Source organism: Actinomyces sp., from assembly GCF_030524025.1.
Lineage (GTDB): Bacteria > Actinomycetota > Actinomycetes > Actinomycetales > Actinomycetaceae > Actinomyces.
The window spans coordinates 1-19,666 of record NZ_JAUNHI010000033.1; the positions used below are offsets into that span (position 1 = coordinate 1).

Genomic DNA, 19,666 nt, shown 5'->3' on the forward strand with positions numbered 1-19,666 from the left:
GAGGCGGCCGAGGCTGCCGAGGCGGCGGAGGAGGCCCAGGCGGCGGCCTCCGGGGAGGTGGAGGCCCGCGAGGAGGCGGAGTCGGCGCGCGGCTGGTCGAGCGGCGCGGCCACCGGTGCGGGGGCCTTGAGGCCGGTGCGCCCCGCCTCGGGGACGACGGTCTCGGCGGTGCGGGAGATGGAGACGATGACATCGTCGAAGGCGATGTCGAGGGGCGCCTGGGGCTTGTGGACCGAGACCTCGACGCTGACGACGCGGGGGAAACCGAGAGCAGCCTCACTGATGCGCTCGGCGAGAGTCTCGAGCAGGTTGACCGGCTCGCCCTCGATGACCGAGACGACCGCGCGCGCCACCTGGCCGTAGTCGACGGCGTCGGTCAGGGTGTCAGTGACGGCCGCGACCGCGGTCCCGCGCTCACCGAGGTCGAGAGTGACGTCGGCGACGAAGAGCTGACCCTCGGTGCGCTCGAAAGGAAGGGCACCGTGGTAGCCGCGGGCGGACAGGCCCGTCAGACGGATCCTGTCAGTGGTCGGGTTCGCACTCATCAGTGCTCCTTCCAAAGGGAGGCGGTACGGACGGCGTCCCGGTTGGCCGGGACCTCGTGGACTCGGACGGCCCAGGCGCCGGCTGCGGCGGCCAGGGCGGTGGCTGCGGTGGTGGCGGCGTCGCGCGCCAGGGGGTCGGAGGCCCGGGAGGGGTCGACGGCGGAGGCGAGGAAGCGCTTGCGGGAGGCGCCGATGAGCACCGGGTGGCCCAGGTCGGCCCGGAGCCGCGCGGTGGCGGCCAGGAGCTGCCAGGACTGCTCGTGGGTCTTGGCGAAGCCCAGGCCGGGGTCGACGACGATCTGGCGCGGGTCGGCGCCTGCGGCGAGGAGGGCTTCGAGCCGCTGGCGCAGCTCGGCCTCGACGCCGGCCACGACGTCGCTGCCGTAGTCGGTCAGGGAGTCCATGGTCTCGGGGTTGCCGCGCCAGTGCTGGCAGACGTAGACCACGCCGGTGCCGGCCACGAGCCGGTGCATGTCGGGGTCGGCCAGCCCGCCGGAGACGTCGTTGACGATGACGGCCCCGGCCGCAAGTGCGGCGGCGGCGGTGGGGGCGTGCATCGTGTCGACCGAGACGGTGGCGCCGCGCTCGACGAGGGCGCCGATGACCGGCACGACGCGCGCCTGCTCCTCGATGGGGTCGACCCGCCGGGCACCGGGCCGGGTGGACTCCCCGCCGATGTCGAGGATGTCGGCGCCCTCGTCGAGGAGCTGGAGCCCGCGGGCGACGGCGCGGTCGGTGGTGTCCCAGCGGCCGCCGTCGGAGAAGGAGTCGGGGGTGAGGTTGATGATGCCCATGACGAGGGTGCGCCCGGAGGCCGAGGCGGCCTCGAGCGCCGCGGGAAGCGGAGCCGGGGCGAGGATCTGGGCGTTGGTCACCGGCCCAGGCTAACGGACGACGCGCGAGGAGAGGAACCGTGCGGCCCGGCACGCCGCATGTCCGGTGTTTCTCCTCGTGGCCAGGCCGCCCCGGGCAGGCCGGGCCGGCGAGTGGAGTCCGGGGTCGCCGTCACGAGTCCGGCACCTCCCCCCTCGCCGAGATCGGGACATATGACACCTCGAGATCGGGACATATGACACCTCGAGATCGGGGAGGAGGCGGGCGCGACAGCCCGGGTGGGATCAGGAGCGGCGGCCCAGGATGAGGCTCATCGCCTCGGAGCGGGTGGCGGCGTTGCGCATGATGCCGCGCACGGCGGAGGTGACGGTGTTCGAGCCGGGTTTGCGCACGCCCCGCATGGACATGCACAGGTGCTCGGCCTCGATAACGACGAGCACGCCGCGGACCTCGAGCCGCTCGACCATGGCGTCGGCGACCTGGGCGGTCAGCCGCTCCTGGACCTGGGGGCGGCGGGCGTAGCCCTCGACGAGGCGCGCGACCTTGCTCAGACCGGTCACGTGCCCGCTGGCCCCGGGGATGTAGCCGACGTGTGCGGCGCCGTGGAAGGGCAGGAGGTGGTGCTCGCACACCGAGTACATGGGGATGTCCCGCACGAGGATCATCTCCTCGTGGCCGACCTCGAAGACCCGCTCGAGGTGGGCGCCGGGGTCTTCCTCGAGGCCGGCGAACATCTCGGCGTAGGCGCGGGCCATCCTTTCGGGGGTCTCGCGCAGCCCGTCGCGCTCGGGGTCCTCACCGATGGCGACCAGCAGGTCGCGCACGGCCCGGCGCACCCCCTCGGCGTCGTAGGTCATGACCGGGGGCCGTCCTCGACGACACCGAGCTCGCCGGCCCCGGTGCCCGGCTCGTCGCCGGCGGCCCGGGCAGCGTGGCGGTCGGGGGCCTGGGCGGCAGCGGCGAAGGTGGAGGCGACGGCCTCGTCGATGACGAGGCTGTCGTCGGCCGACCACAGGGGGCGTCGGGGCTGCTTGACCACGGGGGCGAAGATGGCCTCGAGGTCCTTCTCCAGGAGGGTCTCCTTGTCGAGCAGCTGGGAGGCGAGGTCCTCGAGGACATGCCGGTTGCGGGTGAGGATCTCCCAGGCCTCGCGGTGGGCGGCGTCGAGCAGGGCGCGGACCTCGGCGTCGACGGTGGCGGCCACCGCCTCGGAGAAGTCGCGGTTGGTGGCGCTCAGCCCCAGGACGGTCTCGTTCTCGGTGGTGCCGAGCTTAATCGCGCCCACGGTGCGCGACATGCCGAAGTCGGTGACCATCTTGCGCGCGGTGGCGGTGGCCTTCTCAATGTCGTTCGAGGCGCCGGTGGTGGGGTCGCGGAAGACGATCTCCTCGGCGGCGCGCCCGCCCATGGCGTAGACGAGCTGGTCGAGCAGCTCGTTGCGGGTGGTGGAGTACTTGTCGTCGGCGGGCATGACCATCGTGTAGCCCAGGGCCTTGCCGCGCGGCAGGATCGTCACCTTGGTGACGGGGTCGGAGTAGGCGCCGGCGGCGGCGCACAGGGCGTGGCCGGCCTCGTGGTAGGCCGTGACCGCCTTCTCGTGGTCGTTCATGACCCGGGTGCGCTTCTGGGGGCCGGCGATGACGCGGTCAATGGCCTCGTCCAGGGCGCGGTTGTCGATGAGCTGGGCGTTGGAGCGGGCGGTGAGCAGGGCGGCCTCGTTGAGGACATTGGCCAGGTCGGCGCCGGTGAAGCCGGGGGTGCGCTTGGCCACGAGGTCGAGGTCGACGTCGCGGGTCATCGGCTTGCCCTTGGCGTGGACGCGCAGGATGGCGGCGCGGCCTGCCATGTCGGGGGCCTCGACACTGACCTGCCGGTCGAAGCGTCCCGGGCGCAAGAGCGCGGGGTCCAGGACGTCGGGGCGGTTGGTGGCGGCGATGAGGATGACGTTGGTGGTGGCGTCGAAGCCGTCCATCTCGACGAGGAGCTGGTTGAGGGTCTGCTCGCGCTCGTCGTGGCCGCCACCCATGCCGCTGCCGCGGTGGCGCCCGACGGCGTCGATCTCATCGACGAAGATGATGGAGGGGGCGTTCTCCTTGGCCTGCTCGAACAGGTCGCGCACGCGCGAGGCACCCACGCCGACGAACATCTCGACGAACTCCGAGCCGCTCATGGAGAAGAAGGGGACGCCGGCCTCCCCGGCGACGGCTTTGGCGAGGAGGGTCTTGCCGGTGCCGGGCGGGCCGTAGAGGAGGACGCCCTTGGGGATCTTGGCGCCCACGGCGAGGAACTTCTCGGGCTCGGAGAGGAACTCGCGGATCTCCTCGAGCTCTTCGACGGCCTCGTCCTCGCCTGCGACGTCGTCGAAGGTGACGTCGGGCATCTCCTTGACCCCGACCTTGGCCTTGGACCTGCCGAAGCCCATTGTGCCGCTCCGCCCGCCGGCCATGCGGCCCAGGAGCCACCACATGACGCCCAGGAAGATGACCATGGGCAGGATGAGCTGGAGCATCGAGGACCACCAGGTGGTCGTGGGCACCACGGAGTTGTAGCCGCCGGAGGGGGCGGCCTTCTGGATGAGAGTATTGACCTGGTCGGCCTGGGCCTCGGTGTAGGTGAACTGGACGCGCTTGCCCAGGTTCTGGCTGGTCTCGCCCGACTCCTTGGGCTCGAGGGTGTAGTCCTCGCTCAGCTCGATCTCCACCCGCTGGGTGCCGTCGTTGACGGTGACGGACTTCACCGTCTGCGCCTTGTCGGTCAGCAGGGCCAGGCCGTCGGAGGTGTCGATGGAGCGGTAGCCGCCGACGCTGGACAGCAGCGCCCATCCGAGCAGGACGAGCAGGAGGAACGGGGTGACCCACAGCAGCGGGTTGCCCCTGACGCCGCGGCGCTTGTTGGGGTCGCCCTGTCTGGAGCCGCCCTTGCCGCCCTTGCCGCCCATCTTCGGTGGGCGGATGGAACGGCGGTTCTGCCCGCCCTGACCGGATTCATTCATCGGTTGTGGTCCCTTCGCATGTCCGATCCTCCGACGGTAGCCGATCGAGTGACCCCGACGGCGCCCCGTCCGGCGCAGTTCGCGCCGGGCGAGTCGCCGGGGCCGCCGGGGTGCGGGTGCGGCCGGCCGGCGGCTCAGGACACGGCGACGACGGGCTGGCCCTCGGAGGGCTGGACGACGACGAAGCCGGGGCCGTGGAAGCCGAGCTGGAAGGACTCCCCGGAGCCTCGCCCGACAAGGGAGCCGAGCTTGAAGCTTGACTTGAGCTGTGGCTGGAGGTTGGCGGACCAGCAGATGGCCGCCTGAGGGTCGACGAAGGTCGGCTGGACCGAGCAGTCCAGGAGCATGGGCGGGCCGTCGGAGGAGATTGCCGCGACGCCGTGCCCTTGGATGAGGAGGTTGAACAGGCCGCCGGCGAGGATGCCTGCGCCGCCCAGGCTGCGGATGTCGTAGGCGAGGGAGCCGTCGAAGGCGAGCAGGGAGCGGGTGTTGACGGTCACGGCGTCGCCCTCGAGCTCGAGAAGGAAGACGTTCTGGGCGGCGCGGGCGAAGAAGACCTCGCCCTGGCCAGAGACGCGCATGAGGTTGCCACCCTCGTTGGTGACGGCCTTCTTGATCATGCCTCCCAGGCTCTTGGAGCCCTGGTAGGCGAAGTCGATGTTGCCCTGGTAGGCGACCATCGCGCCCTGGGCCGCGATGACCTCGGGGCCGAAGGCGACGCGGAGCATCTTGTCGGACTGGAGGGTCCAGCGCTGGCCGGTCTCCTTCTCGCGGTGGGCCTGGTCAAAGATGGGACTGCGCATCGCGGTCTCCTTCATCTGCTGGTCGGGTGCAGGGGGCGGTCGGCACCGGAGGTGCTCCTGGTCAGAACGGGGGCCGCATGCGGCCCCCGTCGAGGGTAGGCCCCGGAGTAAGGGCCGCGGGAGGGATCCTGAGCAGCGGACACGGGCAGATCTCCCCATCGGGGTCGGCGCGGTGCGGGGCGGTGCCCGCACCGTGCGGCGAGCGCCGCCCGGCCGGCACGTGGCGCCGACACCGCCCCGGACGACCCCGCTGACATCGATCCGTCCGGACAAGAGGAGTCCTGAGGACTTCGACATCGACGTCACGCAGGACAAGTAGTCGCCATGCATCCTCGGGTGCGAGATGATTCCTGACCAGGAGTCGTACAAGAGCCGGGTGGGCGCTCCGGGACAACCCCTATACTGTGAGGTGCGACATACTGCCATCCTGGGAGAAGGAGATCATGGCATCGGACAGTGCCTCGCGCACCACCATGGCGCTTGGCCTGTCCCCGCAGCGCCCGTTCACCCCCGTCGACGTGGCGATGCGTCGCCTCGCCACGGACTGACCCGAGCCCGTCGCCACAGGAAGGCCTCGTCGTCAGCCATGAGGGAGGCCGCCAGGCGTCTTGAGCCGGCGCAAGACCGGGCGGCCGTTGACCCCTCAGCCGCCGTAGACCTCCGGGCGCAGGGTGCCAATGAAGGGGAGGTTGCGGTACCGCTCGGCGTAGTCCAGGCCGTAACCGACCACGAACTCGGTGGGGATGTCGAAGCCGACGTACTTGACATCGACCTCAACCTTGGCGGCCTCGGGCTTGCGCAGCAGCGCCGCGATCTCCACGCTGGCCGCACCACGGCTTGACAGGTTCCCCACCAGCCACGACAGCGTCAGGCCCGAGTCGATGATGTCCTCGACGATGAGCACGTGGCGGTCAGTGATGTCAGTGTCGAGGTCCTTGAGGATGCGCACGACCCCACTGGACTTGGTGCCCGACCCATACGAGGACACGGCCATCCAGTCCATGGGGACACTGCGGTGAAGGCGGCGGGAGAGGTCGGCCATGACATAGACGGCGCCCTTGAGCACCCCGACGAGCAGCAGGTCCTGCCCCGCGTAGTCCGCATCGATCCGTGCCGCCATCTCATCGAGCCGCAGGCCGATCTCCTCCTCGGTGACGAGAACCTCCTTGAGGTCCTCCCCCATGTCCGCGACGTCCATATACCAGTCCTTCATGTCGGGGAACGACGGAGGCGGTACGCCCAGACCCTGATGGTCGGCCCGTGACGTCCGCCGTGGCGGCCATCCTCCCACAGACCCGGCGCCGAGGTAGGGGACGTACACCGTCGCCGAGGTTGGGGACGTACATGCGTGGCGCACCGCCAACGACCGGATCGACAGACCTCGCATGGCGGCCGACACGGGCAGGCGGGCTGTCTCACCCGATCCGGTCGCTCCCCGGCCGACCACCCACCGGACCGGCCTCAGTGGCCTTGGGCTTCTTCGGCGTCGTCGGTCAGGTAGGTCACGGTGCGCACGAGGTCGAAGGGTGGGGCGCTGGAGGTGGTGGTGATGGTGCCGGTGACGTCCTGGGTGGTGCCGCCCTCGGGGGTGAAGGTGGCCTCCCAGGTGGTGGTCACCGAGATGACGACGTCGCTGCGGGTGCCGCTGTAGTCGTGGTAGACGGTGTGGTTGGGGTACGGGGCCCCCGGATCAGTGGTTCGCGTGGCCGTGCCGTCCCCCAGTGGTAGCGGTAGGACACCGGCGTGGCGGTCACTGAGATCGGTACACCGGCCACGGTCGTGGACAGCGTGCGCTGCTCGGAGCTGGTGTAGACGATGACGATCTTGTCCACCCGCGCCTCCGGGCCAGGAGGCTGGCGCCACAAACCCGACCCATCAACCAGGAGCCGCGAGACATCCGAAGCCGTCACCACCACCGAGTCGGCCTCCGTGGGCTTGGGAACATCCTGGAGACAGTTCCACACCGTACTGTCCTGCTCAGACGAACCTTCCGGGTTGGGCGCTTGCGCAAGGACCCCTCCGATGCACACCTCACCCCCGTCCCGGTACACCTGCCCACCCGACGCACCAGCACCAGACGACGACGCCGACGACTCGACCGCGGACCGGCCTGTCAACGTGATGCTTGCACCTGAACCTTCGGCCGAAACCGTTCCATTATTTCCGTCGTTGTCGCTACTGTATGCGCGCCCAGTGGGCGTGACTGCGACGAACACTAAGATGAATGCCGCTGCGGCGATGCGTGCGCGTTTCATCCCTCTGCTCCTTCCTCGACGATTTCTCCCTCTTCAATAATCCAGCGATCGCCTTGCCAGTAGACTTGAATCAGTAGAGTTGTATCTTGAGCGTCGACGATAATGGACCTACTGGGGCGGTCGCGATGTGTGGTGTGTTCGGGAGCCGTGAGGCGCAGTTCGATGACCAGCCTGTTGGGGTCTGCTGGGTCGGTGCCGTAGGACAGGATGATGATTTCTTGGCTCCACATGTCGGCCCAGCCGCCGCCGGCATGGAGTTCAGTGACGTTGGTAATGACGGAGTTGCAGAAAATGCAGTCGTCCTCGCTCATATCCTCCCAGGTCGTCAAGTCCCCAGTGGTGTAGACATACGGGTAGAGAGTCAAGAAGTAGGCGGCAGCCGCCGCCGCCCCTGCTGGTGACTGCTCGTCCATACCCTCCAAGCGGCCAGGCTCAGGGGTGGCCATGGCAGCGTCATAGGACGCCTGCTGCTCCTCCGACAGCGGCGGCACCCACGAGGGCAGGGTCGATTCGGTGTCTCCGGCCGAGGGCTGACCCGATGCCCCCGCCGCGGGAGAACCCGAGGTGGCGGCGCTCGCCGCGGCCCCGGTGGGTCGGGCCCGTGGCGACAGCGTCGGCGACCCACCACCCTCATCGGCACAACCTGCCACCCCTGCCGCCAGAACGAGCGCGCACACCAGCGCACCCGCCCGCGGCCGGAGACTCGCCTTCCACCTCATGGACCAGGACATCAGACCACCGCCATCGGAGATCACACACAACCAGGGACATACCAGCAAAGCGAGAACGCCCCGCTGCTCACCAATCCTAACCCTGTATCCGCTTCGCTGACCAGAGCCTCAAGCGTGCCTGTGGACGAACGCCCCTCGCCCGCGCCTCCCGCGCAAGGCCCTCACGACAGGCCGAGGCGCCCGATCCACTGGTCGGGTCGGGCGATCTCGCTGGGCAGGGGCAGGTAATCCGGCCCCCTCCACACGACGTTGAAGCCCTCGTGCCCCACCCGGGCCACAACAGCACGCACGAAGGCCGCGCCGTCGGCGTACTGGGCCTCCTTGGCCTCCAGCCCGATGACGCGGTTGAGCATTCCGCCCACCCCCGGCCCAGGACCGACACCGCCCTCGTTGCCGCGCGTGCGCGCGAGCACCGCCCGCAGCCGGTGGACCGAGGGCATGCGCGTCGGCTCAACAGTGTCCAGCACCGCCTCGGCATGCCCCTCCATAAGGGCGAGCACCGTGGCCAGGTGCGCCAGGCGAGAGCGCTCAGGCGGCTGGAGCATCTCGTCGAGCAGCACCGCACCATCTGGCACCCCCAGCCCGCGAGCGCCCTGCTCGGCGCGCAGCAGCCGGGCCGCCCTTCCCAGCCGCGTGCCGACACCGGGCAGGTCCTCCCGCCCTCCCCCGACCGTGTCCACCAGACCCGCCACAACCTCGCGCATCGAGTCGGTCAGGTGCCCGGCGAGCCACGGAGCGCCCTCGAGCTGGATGAGATGGGTGGCCTCGTGCAGCGTCACCCAGGCGGGAAGGTCGAGCAGGTCGAGCTCGAGACGGCGCTGGATCGCCAGCACATTCGGGGCCACGAGGAGCAGGCGCGTGGGGCCTACGCCGTCGACGGCGGGCAGCACCTGCCCCAGCAGACGCGTCGAGACCAGCCCCAGCGCACCGGCGACCTGCGCGGCCGCCAGAGCGCGCGCGGCCGCACCCGGCGGGGGCGCCGCGACGCCGCCCAGCACTCCGCGCAGCGAGGCGACCTGGGCGGCCATGAGGCCGGGCCGGTCAACGACCAGCACCTCGCAGGCGGCCGCCGCCCGGCCGGCCGCCGCGCGCATCCCGGTCACGGCGCCCGCCCACGGCAGGGCGTCGTCGACACTGCGGCGCAAGAGCGCCACCACCGCCCGCCGGGCGCCCCGCGGCACGACCGGACCGGCGGGGGTCGTCGCCGCCGCCAGGCGCACGGCTGTCTCCCACGGAACGAGGTCGGCGGCGGTCGAGGTCGCAGTCACCACCCCAGCCTACGAAGTGCGGGCCGCCCGCGTCCCCAGCCCGCCGGCGCGGGGCGCCCGCCCCGCTCAGCCCGAGCAGCCGCAGGCCGCCATCGGGGTGACGAGGTCGTTGTCGATGGCCACGCGCGCCGAGTACAACCCTCCGGCGGCGAAACCGTCGGTGATCACCGCGAAGGCCAGCAACCTGCCGTCGGCGGTGACCACCGTGCCGGTCAGGGAGGCGTTGGTGTCCAGCGATCCGGTCTTGGCCCGCACCGTCCCGGCCCCCGCCGAGCCGAGGAACCGGTCGTCCAGGGTGCCGTCCAGGGCGGCCACCGGCAGCGCGGCGATGAGCGAGCGGCCCACGGTCCCGCCCTCGTCCCCGGCGGCGCGCGCGATGATCTGGGCAAGCAGCTGGGCGGGCATCTTGTTGCCCTTGGCCAGCCCCGAACAGTCGAGCATCGTCACCCCGGTCATGTCGAAGCCGTCGGCCTTGAGCTGGTCGACCACCGCCTGGGTGGCGCCCGTGAAGCTCGCCTCCTGGCCCGCGGCGAGCGCCACGAGACGGCCCTCGACCTCGGTCATCGTGTTGTCGGAGGCCTTGAGGGACACCGCGAGGATGTCGGCCAGCGGCGCCGACTTCACGGCCGCCAGCTCGGTGGCGCCCTCGGAGGCCGCGGCGCGAGCCACCTCGCCGTTGACGGTGATGCCCGCCTCCTTGAGGTGGGTGGTGAAGGCAGTGGCGGCGTCCATGGCGGGGTCGGTCGGGTAGGAGCCGGTATTCTCGTGGGCGGTCACGTCGATCATGATCGGCTGGATCGGCGCCACCCACGCCTCGTTGCCCGACTCCCAGCCGGAGTTCCAGGTCGGCCCGGTGAACAGGGTGTCGTCCAGCGCCACCGACACGCTCGTGACCCCCTGGTCTTTGAGCGCCTCGGCGGTGGCGCGCGCCAGGTCGCCCAGCCCCGCCCTGCCCACGGTGCTGTCCGGGTCGCCGGCGTCCTCGGCCAGCAGGACGTCGCCCCCGCCCACGAGGGTGACCGTCGAGCCCGACAGGACCGTCGAGGTCGTCAAGGTGTGCTCGGCGCCCATGAGCGACAGCGCCGCCCAGGCCACCGGAACCTTGTTGGAGGAGGCGGGGGTCAAGGGTGTCGTGGCCCCGTGGTCGACCAGCTGCTCACCGGTGGCGACATCGATGACCGACACCCCCGTCGTCGCCGTCCCCACCAGGGTGTCCGAGGCGAGCCTCTGGGCCATGGCGGCCAGCGTCCCGGTGTCGGGCAGGGGGGCGTCGACGTCCAGCCCGACGACGGCGTCGGGCTCGAGCGCCTGGGCCGAAGGGGTCGGGAATGGCAGGACCTCGTAGTCGCCCGTCGAGGCGGTCAACGGCCCCGGGGCCAGGTCGAGGGCGTCAGCCAGACCGTAGTAGGCGCCCGCGACGACAAGGGTGGCGGCTGTCAGCGCAGCGATCTGGGCCTTGCGCACGTGGTCCTCCGGGAGTGTGGGCGATAGGGGTCGGCGAGCCGCGGGACGGCCAGGAAGGGGTCACCGGGGTTCCGGGTCGCCCGACCTTCGCTCACGAGACGCCGTCGTAGGCCACACTAGTGCCAAAGCGATCAGCCCTACCGCAGCGACGCCGCCCCTCCGCGCACCCGCGCGACGGCCCGCGGCGGACGCGGGGCCACCTGGACACACGACACGAAGGAGACACCCGTGGAGTTCGACGTCACGATCGAGATCCCCAAGGGCAACCGCAACAAGTACGAGGTCGACCACGAGACCGGGCGCATCAAGCTCGACCGCATGCTATTCACCTCCACCCGCTACCCCGACGACTACGGCTTCATCGACGGCACCCTGGGCGAGGACGGCGACCCCCTGGACGCCCTGGTCCTGCTCGAGGAGCCCACCTTCCCCGGCTGCCTCATCCGCTGCCGCGCCCTGGGCATGTTCCGCATGGCCGACGAGAAGGGCGGGGACGACAAGGTCCTGTGCGTGCCCGCCGCCGACCAGCGGGCCTCGTGGCGCACGGACATTGAGGACGTCAGCGAGTTCCACCGCCTGGAGATCCAGCACTTCTTCGAGGTCTACAAGGACCTCGAGCCCGGCAAGAGCGTCGAGGGCGCCCACTGGGTGGGCCGTGAGGAGGCCGAGGAGGAGATCCGCCGCTCCTACGAGCGCGAGCAGAAGCGCCTGGCCTCCGGCGGTCACTGACCGACCCACTGACCTGCGGGCCCGCGGTGCGCAGCCCGGGCGAGCAGTATCCCAACGACGTCGTCCCCCGCCTTCGGGTTGAAGGCGGGGGATGACGCGTCGTGGGGCCGTCCTGACGGGCTACGGCCGCACCGCGTAGGGCATGGCCCCGGAGTAGCGCATCGAGGTCACGGTCACCGTGTATCCGAAGGTCGGGGCCTCGATCATCTGCCCGTTACCCAGGTACATCGCCACGTGGTAGATGCCCGACTGGGTGCCGTTGGACGACCAGAAGACCAGGTCGCCGGGCTGGGCGCTCGACAGCGGGATCTTCGTGCCCTGGCCGTACTGCACCCGTGAGGAGTGGGTGAGGTAGACCCCCGCTGCGCGGTAGGCGAGCATCGTCAGCCCCGAGCAGTCGACGCCGGCGTAGGACTCACCCGCCCACACGTAGGGCACCCCGATGTAGGAGTACGCCGCGGAGATCGCCGCCGATGCCCCCGAGCCCGAGGAGGAGGCCGTCGTCGTCGTTGTCGGGGCGGGCGCCGGATCGGCAGCCGGTGCGGGCGCGGGCGCAGGCTCATCGGCCGGTGCGGGCGCCGGCGCCGCGGCCGGGGCCTGCTCGGCGGGCGCGGACTCCTCGGCCGGCGCCGAGGTCGCCGCGGGGGCCTCCGTCGATGCCGGCGCCTCGGCCGATGCCTGCGCCTGGGACTCGGCGGCTGCGGCTGCGGCGGCCGCCTCGGCAGCGGCCTTGGCGTCGGCCTCCTCGCGGGCCTTGCGCTCGGCCTCCAGCTGGTCCTGGTACTGCGTCTCCAGCTCGACGGTCGTGTTGCGCTGGGCGGCGAGCTGCTCGATCAGGCCGGCACGCTCGGTCTGCGCCGTCGTCACCGCCTCCTGGGCCTCGGCCGCCGCGCTATCCGCCTCGGTCTTGGCCGTCTCGGCGGCGCTGGCCGCCTCCTCCTTGGCCGTCACCTTGGAGTCGGCGATCGACTGCATCGTGTCGGCGACGGCCTGGAGCGCCTCGACGTTCTGCACCTCGGCGTCGTTGTTGCCGCCCTCGCGATCCAGGGCGACGTCGGCGTCGGCCAGGTCCGCGAGCGAGTCACTGGTCAGGTAGGGCTGGAGGCCGTCAATGGCTCCGGCATTGCCCTCCTGATAGACCTGGACGACCACGGCCCCCAGGTCGGAGCGGGCGGCAGCGGTCTTCTCGGCCGCGGCGTCGGCGTTGGCCTGCGCGGTCTCGGCCTCGGAGGTGGCCGTGGCCAGCTCGTCCAGGGCGGTCAGGTAGTCCTCATTGGCCACCTGCGCCTCGACCTGGGCGGCGTCACGGTCGACGCTCAGCTGGGCCAGCTCGGCCTCGAGGCTGGCGATGGAGGCCGATGTCGAGCTCTCAGCCGCCTTGGACTGGTCGATGTCGTCCTGGGTGACGTCCTCGGCCACGGCGGCAGGCGCAAAAGTCGTGGCGGCAAGGGCGAGCGCCGCGACAGTCATGCTCATCCGCATGGCAGCGCGGGAGATCCGCCAGCGATGGGTCTGACTCACTTGTTCTCCGTCGGGTCATGGCGTGTCGCCTTGACGGACACGCCCCTGATTCGCTCGGAACCCTATCCACACGAGCGATCAAAAGAAACACCAACAACATGATTCACAGTTGTCACAGCCATCCCACGTACCCCTCCAGCCCCGGATTTCGCGGCAGCGTGCCCCTGCACCGCCCATGTGCAGTTCGTCACAGGTCCGCAGGGCGGTAGCGTTCCTCCCGTCAACCGACCCTCGAGGAGCCCGCATGACCCCCACACCCAGCAGCGACGCCGCCCCCGCCGACACCGTCGTCGACACCACCGAAGCCACCGACACCGCGACGCCGAGCGCGGCCGACCCTGCCGGCTGGCGCTTCGAGACCAAGCAGGTCCAGGCCGGTCACACCCCCGACGCGACCACCGGGGCGCGCGCCATCCCGATCTACCAGTCGACCTCCTTCGTCTTCCCCAGTGCCGCTGAGGCGGCCGACCGCTTCGCCCTGCGGTCCCTGGGGCCGATCTACAGCCGCCTCGACAATCCGACCAACCAGATCGTCGCCAGCCGGATCGCCGCTCTCGAAGGAGGCGTCGGCGCCCACCTCGTCGCCTCGGGCAGCGCCGCCGAGACCCTGACCTTCCTGACCCTGGGACGCGTCGGCGACAACATCGTCGCCTCCCCCTCCCTGTACGGGGGCACCGTCAACCTGCTGACCTACACGCTGCCCCGCATGGGCATCACGACCCGATTCGTCGAGGACCCCGCCGACCCGGCCGCCTGGGCGGCGCTGGCCGACGAGCGCACGATCTGCTTCTTCGGCGAGTCCATCCCCAACCCCAAGGGCGACATCCTCGACATCCGGGCCGTGGCCGACGCCGCCCACGCCTGCGGCGTGCCGCTCGTCGTCGACAACACCCTGGCCACCCCCTACCTCACCCGTCCCATCGAGTGGGGCGCCGACATCGTCGTCGAGTCGGCCACGAAGTTCCTCGGCGGCCACGGCTCCTCGGTCATGGGCGTCATCATCGACTCGGGCAACTTCGACTTCGCGGCCAACCCCGAGCGCTTCCCCGGCTTCAACACCCCCGACCCCTCCTACAACGGGCTGGTCTACGCCCGCGACCTGGGCGTCGGCGGGGCGCTGGGCGCGAACATGGCCTTCATCCTCAAGGCCCACACCGAGGGCCAGCGGGACATCGGTTTCGCGGCAGCGCCCCACAGCGCCTTCCTCATCGCCCAGGGCATCGAGACCCTGTCACTGCGCATGGAGCGCCACGTCGACAACGCCCTGGCGGTGGCCCGCTGGCTCCAGCAGCGCCCGGAGGTCGCCGAGGTGCGCTACTCGGGTCTGGAGTCCAGCCCGTACTACGAGCTGCACCGCACCTACTGCCCGCGCGGCGCCGGCAGCGTATTCGCCTTCGACCTGGCCGGCGGCCGGGCGGCGGGCCAGGCCTTCATCGACTCCCTGTCGCTGTTCTCCAACCTGGCCAACGTCGGCGACGTGCGCTCCCTGGCCATCCACCCGGCCACGACCACCCACTCCCAGGTCGACGACGAGGGGCTGACCAAGGCCGGCATCAACGCCGGGACGGTGCGCCTGAGCGTGGGCATCGAGCACATCGACGACATCCTGGCCGATCTCGAGCGAGGGCTGGCAGCGCTCTGAGCGCGCGGCCGGTCCAACGGCGCAGATAGGGTGGCGTGATGGCGCGTCCTCACCTCGGTGAGGTTGCCCGAGCGGGGGCCCCGGCCGGTCACGTCGAGCAGGCGCTGTCGCGCTACCCGCGTCTGACCACCCTCATCCTCGACACCGGGGGCCACCTCATGACCGGGCACTCCCGGCAGATCGACGACGTCGTCACGCGGTTCGTCGCCCAGCACGCCGGGTAGCCGCCCGCGCACGGGCGGGCCTCGCGGGGCGCCGGCCGGCGGGACCCGGACGGCGCCCCGCTGCCCCGTGTCATATGTCCCGATCTCGAGGTGTCACAAGTACCGATCTCGAGGAGGGGCGGTCTGGGATTCGTGTCACACGGCCGGTCAGGACACAATGCAGCCATGACCGCCTCTCAGACCCCGCCCCCCGGCGTCGGGACCGCCTCGCTCAAGCTCGTCGAGCGCCCCGCGGGCTCCCCGACCGGCGCCTGGCGCCCGGGTGATGACCCCGGCCACCGCCGTTTCCTGGAGATCGGGGACCTCCCCCTGGAGTCCGGCGAGATCCTGCCCGACACCCACCTCGCCTTCGAGACCTGGGGCGAGCTGAACGCCGCCCGCGACAACGCCGTCCTGGTCCTGCACGCCCTGACCGGCGACTCCCACGTCACCGGGGAGGCGGGGCCCGGCCACCCGACACCCGGCTGGTGGTCCGACCTCGTCGGCCCGGGCAAGGCCATCGACACCGAGCGGTACTACGTCGTGGCCGCCAACATCCTCGGCGGCTGCCAGGGCTCGACCGGCCCCTCCTCCACCGCCCCCGACGGGCGCCCCTGGGGCTCGCGCTTCCCCTGGCTGACCACCCGAGACGCCGTCGAGGCCGAGACCCGCCTGGCCGACGCCCTGGGCATCGAGACCTTCCACCTGGCCATCGGCGCCTCCCTGGGCGGGCACCGCGCCATCGAGTGGGCCGTGTCCCACCCTGAGCGCGTGCGCAACCTCGCGCTCGTGGCCACCGGCGCCTCGACCACCGCCGACCAGCTCGCCTGGTGCCACCTCCAGGAGCTGGCGATCGTGGCCGACCCCTACTTCCTCCACGGCGACTACTACTCCCACGTCGTCGGCCCGGTGCGGGGACTGGGTCTGGCCCGGGCGATCGCCCACACGACCTACCGCTCCGCCACCGAGTTCGACACCCGGTTCGGACGCGCCCACCAGGGTGAGGAGGACCCGGCCGTCGGGGGCCGGTACCAGGTCGAGTCCTACCTCGACTACCACGCCAACAAGCTGCTGGCCCGCTTCGACGCCAACTCCTACCTCATCGTCACCCACTCGATGATGGTCCACGACGTCGGGATCCGCCGGGGAGGCACCGAGGAGGCGCTGGGCACGGTCACCGCCCGCACGCTCGTCGTCGACGTCGACTCCGACCGGCTCTTCCCCGAGGAGCAGGCAGCCCAGCTCGCCCGCTGCATCCCCCGGGCCCGGCGCGCCACCATCCACTCCCTGCACGGACACGACGGCTTCCTCATCGAGGCCGACCAGATGGACACGATCCTGCGCGACTTCCTCGCCGAGGTCGAGGCGGGTTCGGCGGAGGCCGAGGCAGGTTCCTGATCCCGGCGCTCCGTCCGGACGCCGGTCTGGTCGCCGGGGTGGTGACCCGCAGGAACCGGACTTGCTACGCTTCGGGATCGCCGTCGCTGCGTCTCGCCGTCCGGCACCGTGCCAGATGCGGCGATCTCGGGGTGTCATATGTCCCGATCTCGCGGTGCCATATGTCCCGATCTCGGGTGGAGGGGGAGCTGAATGGGTGAGCACGCCCAGGTGGGGCGCTGGGGCCCCGACATCCTCGGCCCGGGCTTCGAGGCGCGCACCCTCGAGCTGCTGCCCGACGATGTCGACGACGACGCCGTAGCCACCCTCGTGCGCCACGTCCCCCACCTCGACCCCCACGCGCTGGCGGGCACGCCCACGACCCCGACCTTCGCCCTGCTCTACCTCCACGGCTGGAACGACTACTTCTTCCAGGCCGAGTTGGCCCGCGAGATCTCCCGTCTCGGCGGCGCCTTCTACGCCGTCGACCTGCGTCGCTACGGACGCTCCCTGCGCCCCGACCAGATGCTGGGCTGGGTCACCTCCCTGGCACTGTACGACGAGGAGATCGGGCTGGCGCTGGCGGTCATCCGGGCCGAGCGCGGCGCCGGGACCGACGTCGTCCTGTGCGGGCACTCCACCGGCGGTCTGACCGCCTGCCTGTGGGCCGACCGCCACCCCGGCGCGCTCAAGGCCCTCATCCTCAACTCGGCGTGGCTGGAGATCCAGGGCTCGGAACCGGTGCGCCTGGCCGGCGAGCCAGTCGTCAACTCCCTGGCCCGGCGCGACCCGCACCGACCCATCGCACTGCCCTCCTACGCCCCGGAGGCGCTGTTCTCCATCGCCGACGGTTGGACTGAGCGAGACGGGGACCTGCCCGACCCGGCGTGGGCGGGCGACCCCTACGTCACGGGCTGGGCCGTCAACCACGACTGGAAGCCAGCGCCCTCGGCACCGATCCGCCCGGGCTGGCTCCAGGCGATCCTGGCGGGGCACGCGCGGGTCGCCGCCGGGCTCGACATCCGCTGCCCCATCCTGTCGATGGGTGCGGGACGCTCGCGCCTGGGCGTGACATGGACCCCCGACTCCCGCCGGGCCGACACGGTCATCGACGCCGACGCCACCGCCCGCCGCGCCATCTGCCTGGGCGACCTCGTCACGGTCGCCCGCTTCCCCGGCGGGGTGCACGACCTCATGCTCTCCGAGCCCCCCGTGCGCGCCCAGGTCATCGGGGCCATGCGCCGCTGGATGAGCGCCTACGTCCTGCGCTGAATCAGTGGTTCACGCGGGTCGGCGGTTGCGGGCGGTCAGTGCCCTCCTCGCCGAGGCCGGGAATATGTACCGATCTCGGCGAGGAGGTGGGAGTGGGTGAGGCAGACCGGCGCCAGACCGCTCAGGCGGTGGCGAAGGTGTCGAGGACCTCGGCCAGGCTCGGGCCGTTGGCGCCCATGCGCCACACGCGCCAGCCGTCGACGTCCTGAGTGTGCTGGGCGGCGTTGGCGGCCGCCGAGGGGTCGCGGTAGATCGTGCCATCGGACAGCCTGATCGTGCCGTCCGAGCGCAGAACCGCCTCGTGGTTGATGCCGCGGCGCTCCCGGCGCCACACGAGGGTGGCGGGGGTGTCGACGGCGGCCGCCAGGTAGGCCAGCGCGGCCTCCCCCTCGTCCCCGGCGGGAACGGTCGGCGTGGCGCCCAGGACCCGGGCCGAGGCCCGGTGGTTGGCGGCGTCCGCTATCCGGGACAGGGCGCCCTGGATGTCTGGCTGAGTGGGAGCCCGCTCGATGACCGAGCTCGTGTTGACGGTGACGGCGTCCAGACCGTGCTGCGCCGAGGCGAAGGACGAGGATGCGGGCGCCGGGCCCGAGGACCACGATGACCAGGACGAGGGGCTCGTGCGCGCAGGCTCCGACCAGCTGCGCTCCGACCAGGACTCGGGGCGGGTCGGCTCCGGTCGCGTCGGCTCGGGACGAGCGGGCTCCGGGCGGCTCGGCTCGGGACGCGCGAAGTCGGTGCGTGTCGGCTCGGTGCGGGCCGGCTCCGACCAGCTGCGCTCGGACCAGCGCGAGTCGATGGAGCTCGACTCCTGGCGGGCCGTGCGCGCGGCCGGGGTGCTGGTCGTCTCGGGCCAGGAGCGCTCCGATCCCCACGATGGCTGGCGGGACTGCTCCGAACGGCGCTGGGAGCGCGTCGACCCCCGCGACGAGCCCGTCGCCCCCGTCGACCCCAGCGAGCCCGTCGGTCCAGCCGAGCCCGCCGACCCCAGCGAGCTGGTCCACGATGTGCTGGACGTCCCGGGGTCGATCCGCTCGGAGTCGGTGCGCGTTGAGGCGGGGCTGAGCGCACTGGCGTCGGCGGAGCGGGAACGCCTGCGCCCGGCCGAGGCATCGGCCCGGTCGGAGTCGGACAGCGCCTCGGGGGACAAGGGCTGCACCGTGACGAACACGCGCCCGTCGCCGGCTGAGCGCACCGAGATCTCATGGATCTCGACCGCGGAGCCGGCCAGGACGAGCAGTGAGGCCCGCATCTCCTCGGGCACCGATGCGGCCAGGATGACCAGGCGGGGGGAGGCGACCTGGGAGGGCGCGGACTCGCGCAGTGCCTCGAGGTCGCGCCTCAGGGCGCTGGAGCCACCCCGGTAGCGCAGGCCGAGCGCCCCCCTGCCCCCGGCCACGTTGGTGCCGGCACGCGACATCGCCGCCTGGAGGCGCTGGGCGCTGAGACGGTCGAGGACCTCGACGGTGACGATCTGTCCCGTTGGGTCCAGGGCGACGAGGGTCTCCCCGCCGTCGACCGGGTCGTGGGCGACCGTGAGGAGGGGACGGCGCAGGACGTCGACGAGCTGGCCACCGGCGGCCCGCAGGGCGGTGCTCCGCTCCGGCGCTCCCGCGGCGCTGCCGAGGGACGCGGGCACGAGCCTGGTGCCCTTGAGCTCGAAGATCGTCATTGCGTTGTGCCTCCCGCCTTGCGTGCACGCCTGTCGCACCCGGCATGCCAGTACAGGAACATCCTCTCACGAAACTCCCAGAAGATCGGAGCCTCCAATGAGAGACCTGCGCAGGGCGTCTCAAAGCGGTTCCCGGGCGCATGAGCCCCGGTAACGTGCCGAAGTGTCGCTGCCGCCGAGCGAGCGCGGGCCGCCGCCCACCGGCTCCAGGCGGCGGGACCGAGGATCACAGTTGGGTTGCTCTCGGCGGCGCTGCGCCGCGCCGGTCGCCCTCGCAACCCCTGACCCGTCCCCCGGACAGACACGGCCCGTCGGCCGGGGAGCCCCCATCAAGGGCTCCCCGGCCGACGGGCCGGGG

The 19,666-nt window shown here is 71.5% G+C and carries 17 protein-coding genes; 5 read left to right on the forward strand and 12 right to left on the reverse strand.

Going from position 1 to position 19,666, the window contains the following annotated elements; all coding sequences use genetic code 11:
- The 10 genes from folB to dacB all read right to left on the reverse strand — a co-directional run.
- Window positions 1-545 (reverse strand): dihydroneopterin aldolase (gene folB / locus Q4C85_RS10265; RefSeq protein ID WP_303141834.1); only part of this gene is annotated, 545 nt, incomplete at its 3' end.
- A complete protein-coding gene (folP, locus tag Q4C85_RS10270) occupies window positions 545-1,420 on the reverse strand; it encodes a dihydropteroate synthase (RefSeq protein WP_303141835.1) in 876 nt (291 codons plus the stop codon). The genes folP and folB, both read right to left, overlap by 1 nt.
- A 243-nt stretch (window positions 1,421-1,663) precedes the next feature.
- Window positions 1,664-2,236 carry a GTP cyclohydrolase I FolE gene (gene folE / locus Q4C85_RS10275; protein WP_303141837.1) on the reverse strand — a complete coding sequence of 191 codons (573 nt, stop codon included), beginning with the start codon at window positions 2,234-2,236 and terminating at the stop codon, window positions 1,664-1,666.
- A complete protein-coding gene (ftsH, locus tag Q4C85_RS10280) occupies window positions 2,233-4,371 on the reverse strand; it encodes an ATP-dependent zinc metalloprotease FtsH (protein ID WP_303141840.1) in 2,139 nt (712 codons plus the stop codon). Before ftsH ends, folE begins: the two co-directional genes overlap by 4 nt.
- A 134-nt stretch (window positions 4,372-4,505) precedes the next feature.
- Complete coding sequence (locus Q4C85_RS10285; protein ID WP_303141842.1) at window positions 4,506-5,174, reverse strand: AIM24 family protein; 669 nt, start codon at window positions 5,172-5,174, stop codon at window positions 4,506-4,508.
- Window positions 5,175-5,817: 643 nt separating this feature from the next.
- Window positions 5,818-6,372, reverse strand: coding sequence for a hypoxanthine phosphoribosyltransferase (gene hpt, locus Q4C85_RS10290; RefSeq protein WP_303141844.1), 555 nt, complete (start codon window positions 6,370-6,372; stop codon window positions 5,818-5,820).
- Between the two features lie 263 nt (window positions 6,373-6,635).
- On the reverse strand, window positions 6,636-6,791 hold the full coding sequence (locus Q4C85_RS10295) for a hypothetical protein (protein ID WP_303141102.1): 156 nt from the start codon (window positions 6,789-6,791) through the stop codon (window positions 6,636-6,638).
- A gap of 634 nt (window positions 6,792-7,425) precedes the next feature.
- Window positions 7,426-7,875 (reverse strand): DUF6318 family protein, encoded by a 450-nt coding sequence (locus Q4C85_RS10300; protein WP_303141846.1) that lies wholly within the window; start codon window positions 7,873-7,875, stop codon window positions 7,426-7,428.
- A gap of 446 nt (window positions 7,876-8,321) precedes the next feature.
- Window positions 8,322-9,428, reverse strand: coding sequence for a zinc-dependent metalloprotease (locus Q4C85_RS10305; protein ID WP_303141847.1), 1,107 nt, complete (start codon window positions 9,426-9,428; stop codon window positions 8,322-8,324).
- A gap of 66 nt (window positions 9,429-9,494) precedes the next feature.
- Window positions 9,495-10,892 carry a D-alanyl-D-alanine carboxypeptidase/D-alanyl-D-alanine-endopeptidase gene (gene dacB / locus Q4C85_RS10310; protein ID WP_303141849.1) on the reverse strand — a complete coding sequence of 466 codons (1,398 nt, stop codon included), beginning with the start codon at window positions 10,890-10,892 and terminating at the stop codon, window positions 9,495-9,497.
- A 228-nt stretch (window positions 10,893-11,120) separates the two neighbouring features.
- Here dacB and Q4C85_RS10315 point away from each other — a divergent pair, with 228 nt between their 5' ends.
- Complete coding sequence (locus Q4C85_RS10315; RefSeq protein WP_303141850.1) at window positions 11,121-11,621, forward strand: inorganic diphosphatase; 501 nt, start codon at window positions 11,121-11,123, stop codon at window positions 11,619-11,621.
- 120 nt (window positions 11,622-11,741) lie between these two features.
- On the opposite strand, the gene Q4C85_RS10320 is transcribed toward Q4C85_RS10315, so the two are convergent.
- Window positions 11,742-13,103 (reverse strand): NlpC/P60 family protein, encoded by a 1,362-nt coding sequence (locus Q4C85_RS10320; protein WP_303141865.1) that lies wholly within the window; start codon window positions 13,101-13,103, stop codon window positions 11,742-11,744.
- 283 nt (window positions 13,104-13,386) lie between these two features.
- On the opposite strand from Q4C85_RS10320, the gene Q4C85_RS10325 reads away from it, so the two are divergent.
- The 4 genes from Q4C85_RS10325 (at window position 13,387) to Q4C85_RS10340 (ending at window position 17,636) form a co-directional block, all read left to right on the forward strand.
- Complete coding sequence (locus tag Q4C85_RS10325) at window positions 13,387-14,784, forward strand: O-acetylhomoserine aminocarboxypropyltransferase/cysteine synthase family protein (RefSeq protein ID WP_303141851.1); 1,398 nt, start codon at window positions 13,387-13,389, stop codon at window positions 14,782-14,784.
- Window positions 14,785-14,822: 38 nt separating this feature from the next.
- The gene (locus tag Q4C85_RS10330; RefSeq protein WP_303141853.1) at window positions 14,823-15,008 is read left to right on the forward strand and encodes a hypothetical protein; all 186 of its coding nucleotides are present in this window, start codon (window positions 14,823-14,825) and stop codon (window positions 15,006-15,008) included.
- Window positions 15,009-15,173: 165 nt separating this feature from the next.
- A complete protein-coding gene (locus Q4C85_RS10335; RefSeq protein WP_303141854.1) occupies window positions 15,174-16,385 on the forward strand; it encodes a homoserine O-acetyltransferase in 1,212 nt (403 codons plus the stop codon).
- A 192-nt stretch (window positions 16,386-16,577) separates the two neighbouring features.
- Window positions 16,578-17,636, forward strand: a complete 1,059-nt coding sequence (locus Q4C85_RS10340) for an alpha/beta hydrolase (protein WP_303141856.1) — start codon at window positions 16,578-16,580, stop codon at window positions 17,634-17,636.
- Window positions 17,637-17,757: 121 nt separating this feature from the next.
- Here the strand turns inward: Q4C85_RS10340 and Q4C85_RS10345 are convergent, their stop codons facing one another.
- The gene (locus Q4C85_RS10345) at window positions 17,758-19,308 is read right to left on the reverse strand and encodes a hypothetical protein (RefSeq protein ID WP_303141858.1); all 1,551 of its coding nucleotides are present in this window, start codon (window positions 19,306-19,308) and stop codon (window positions 17,758-17,760) included.
- Window positions 19,309-19,666: the final 358 nt, after the last annotated feature.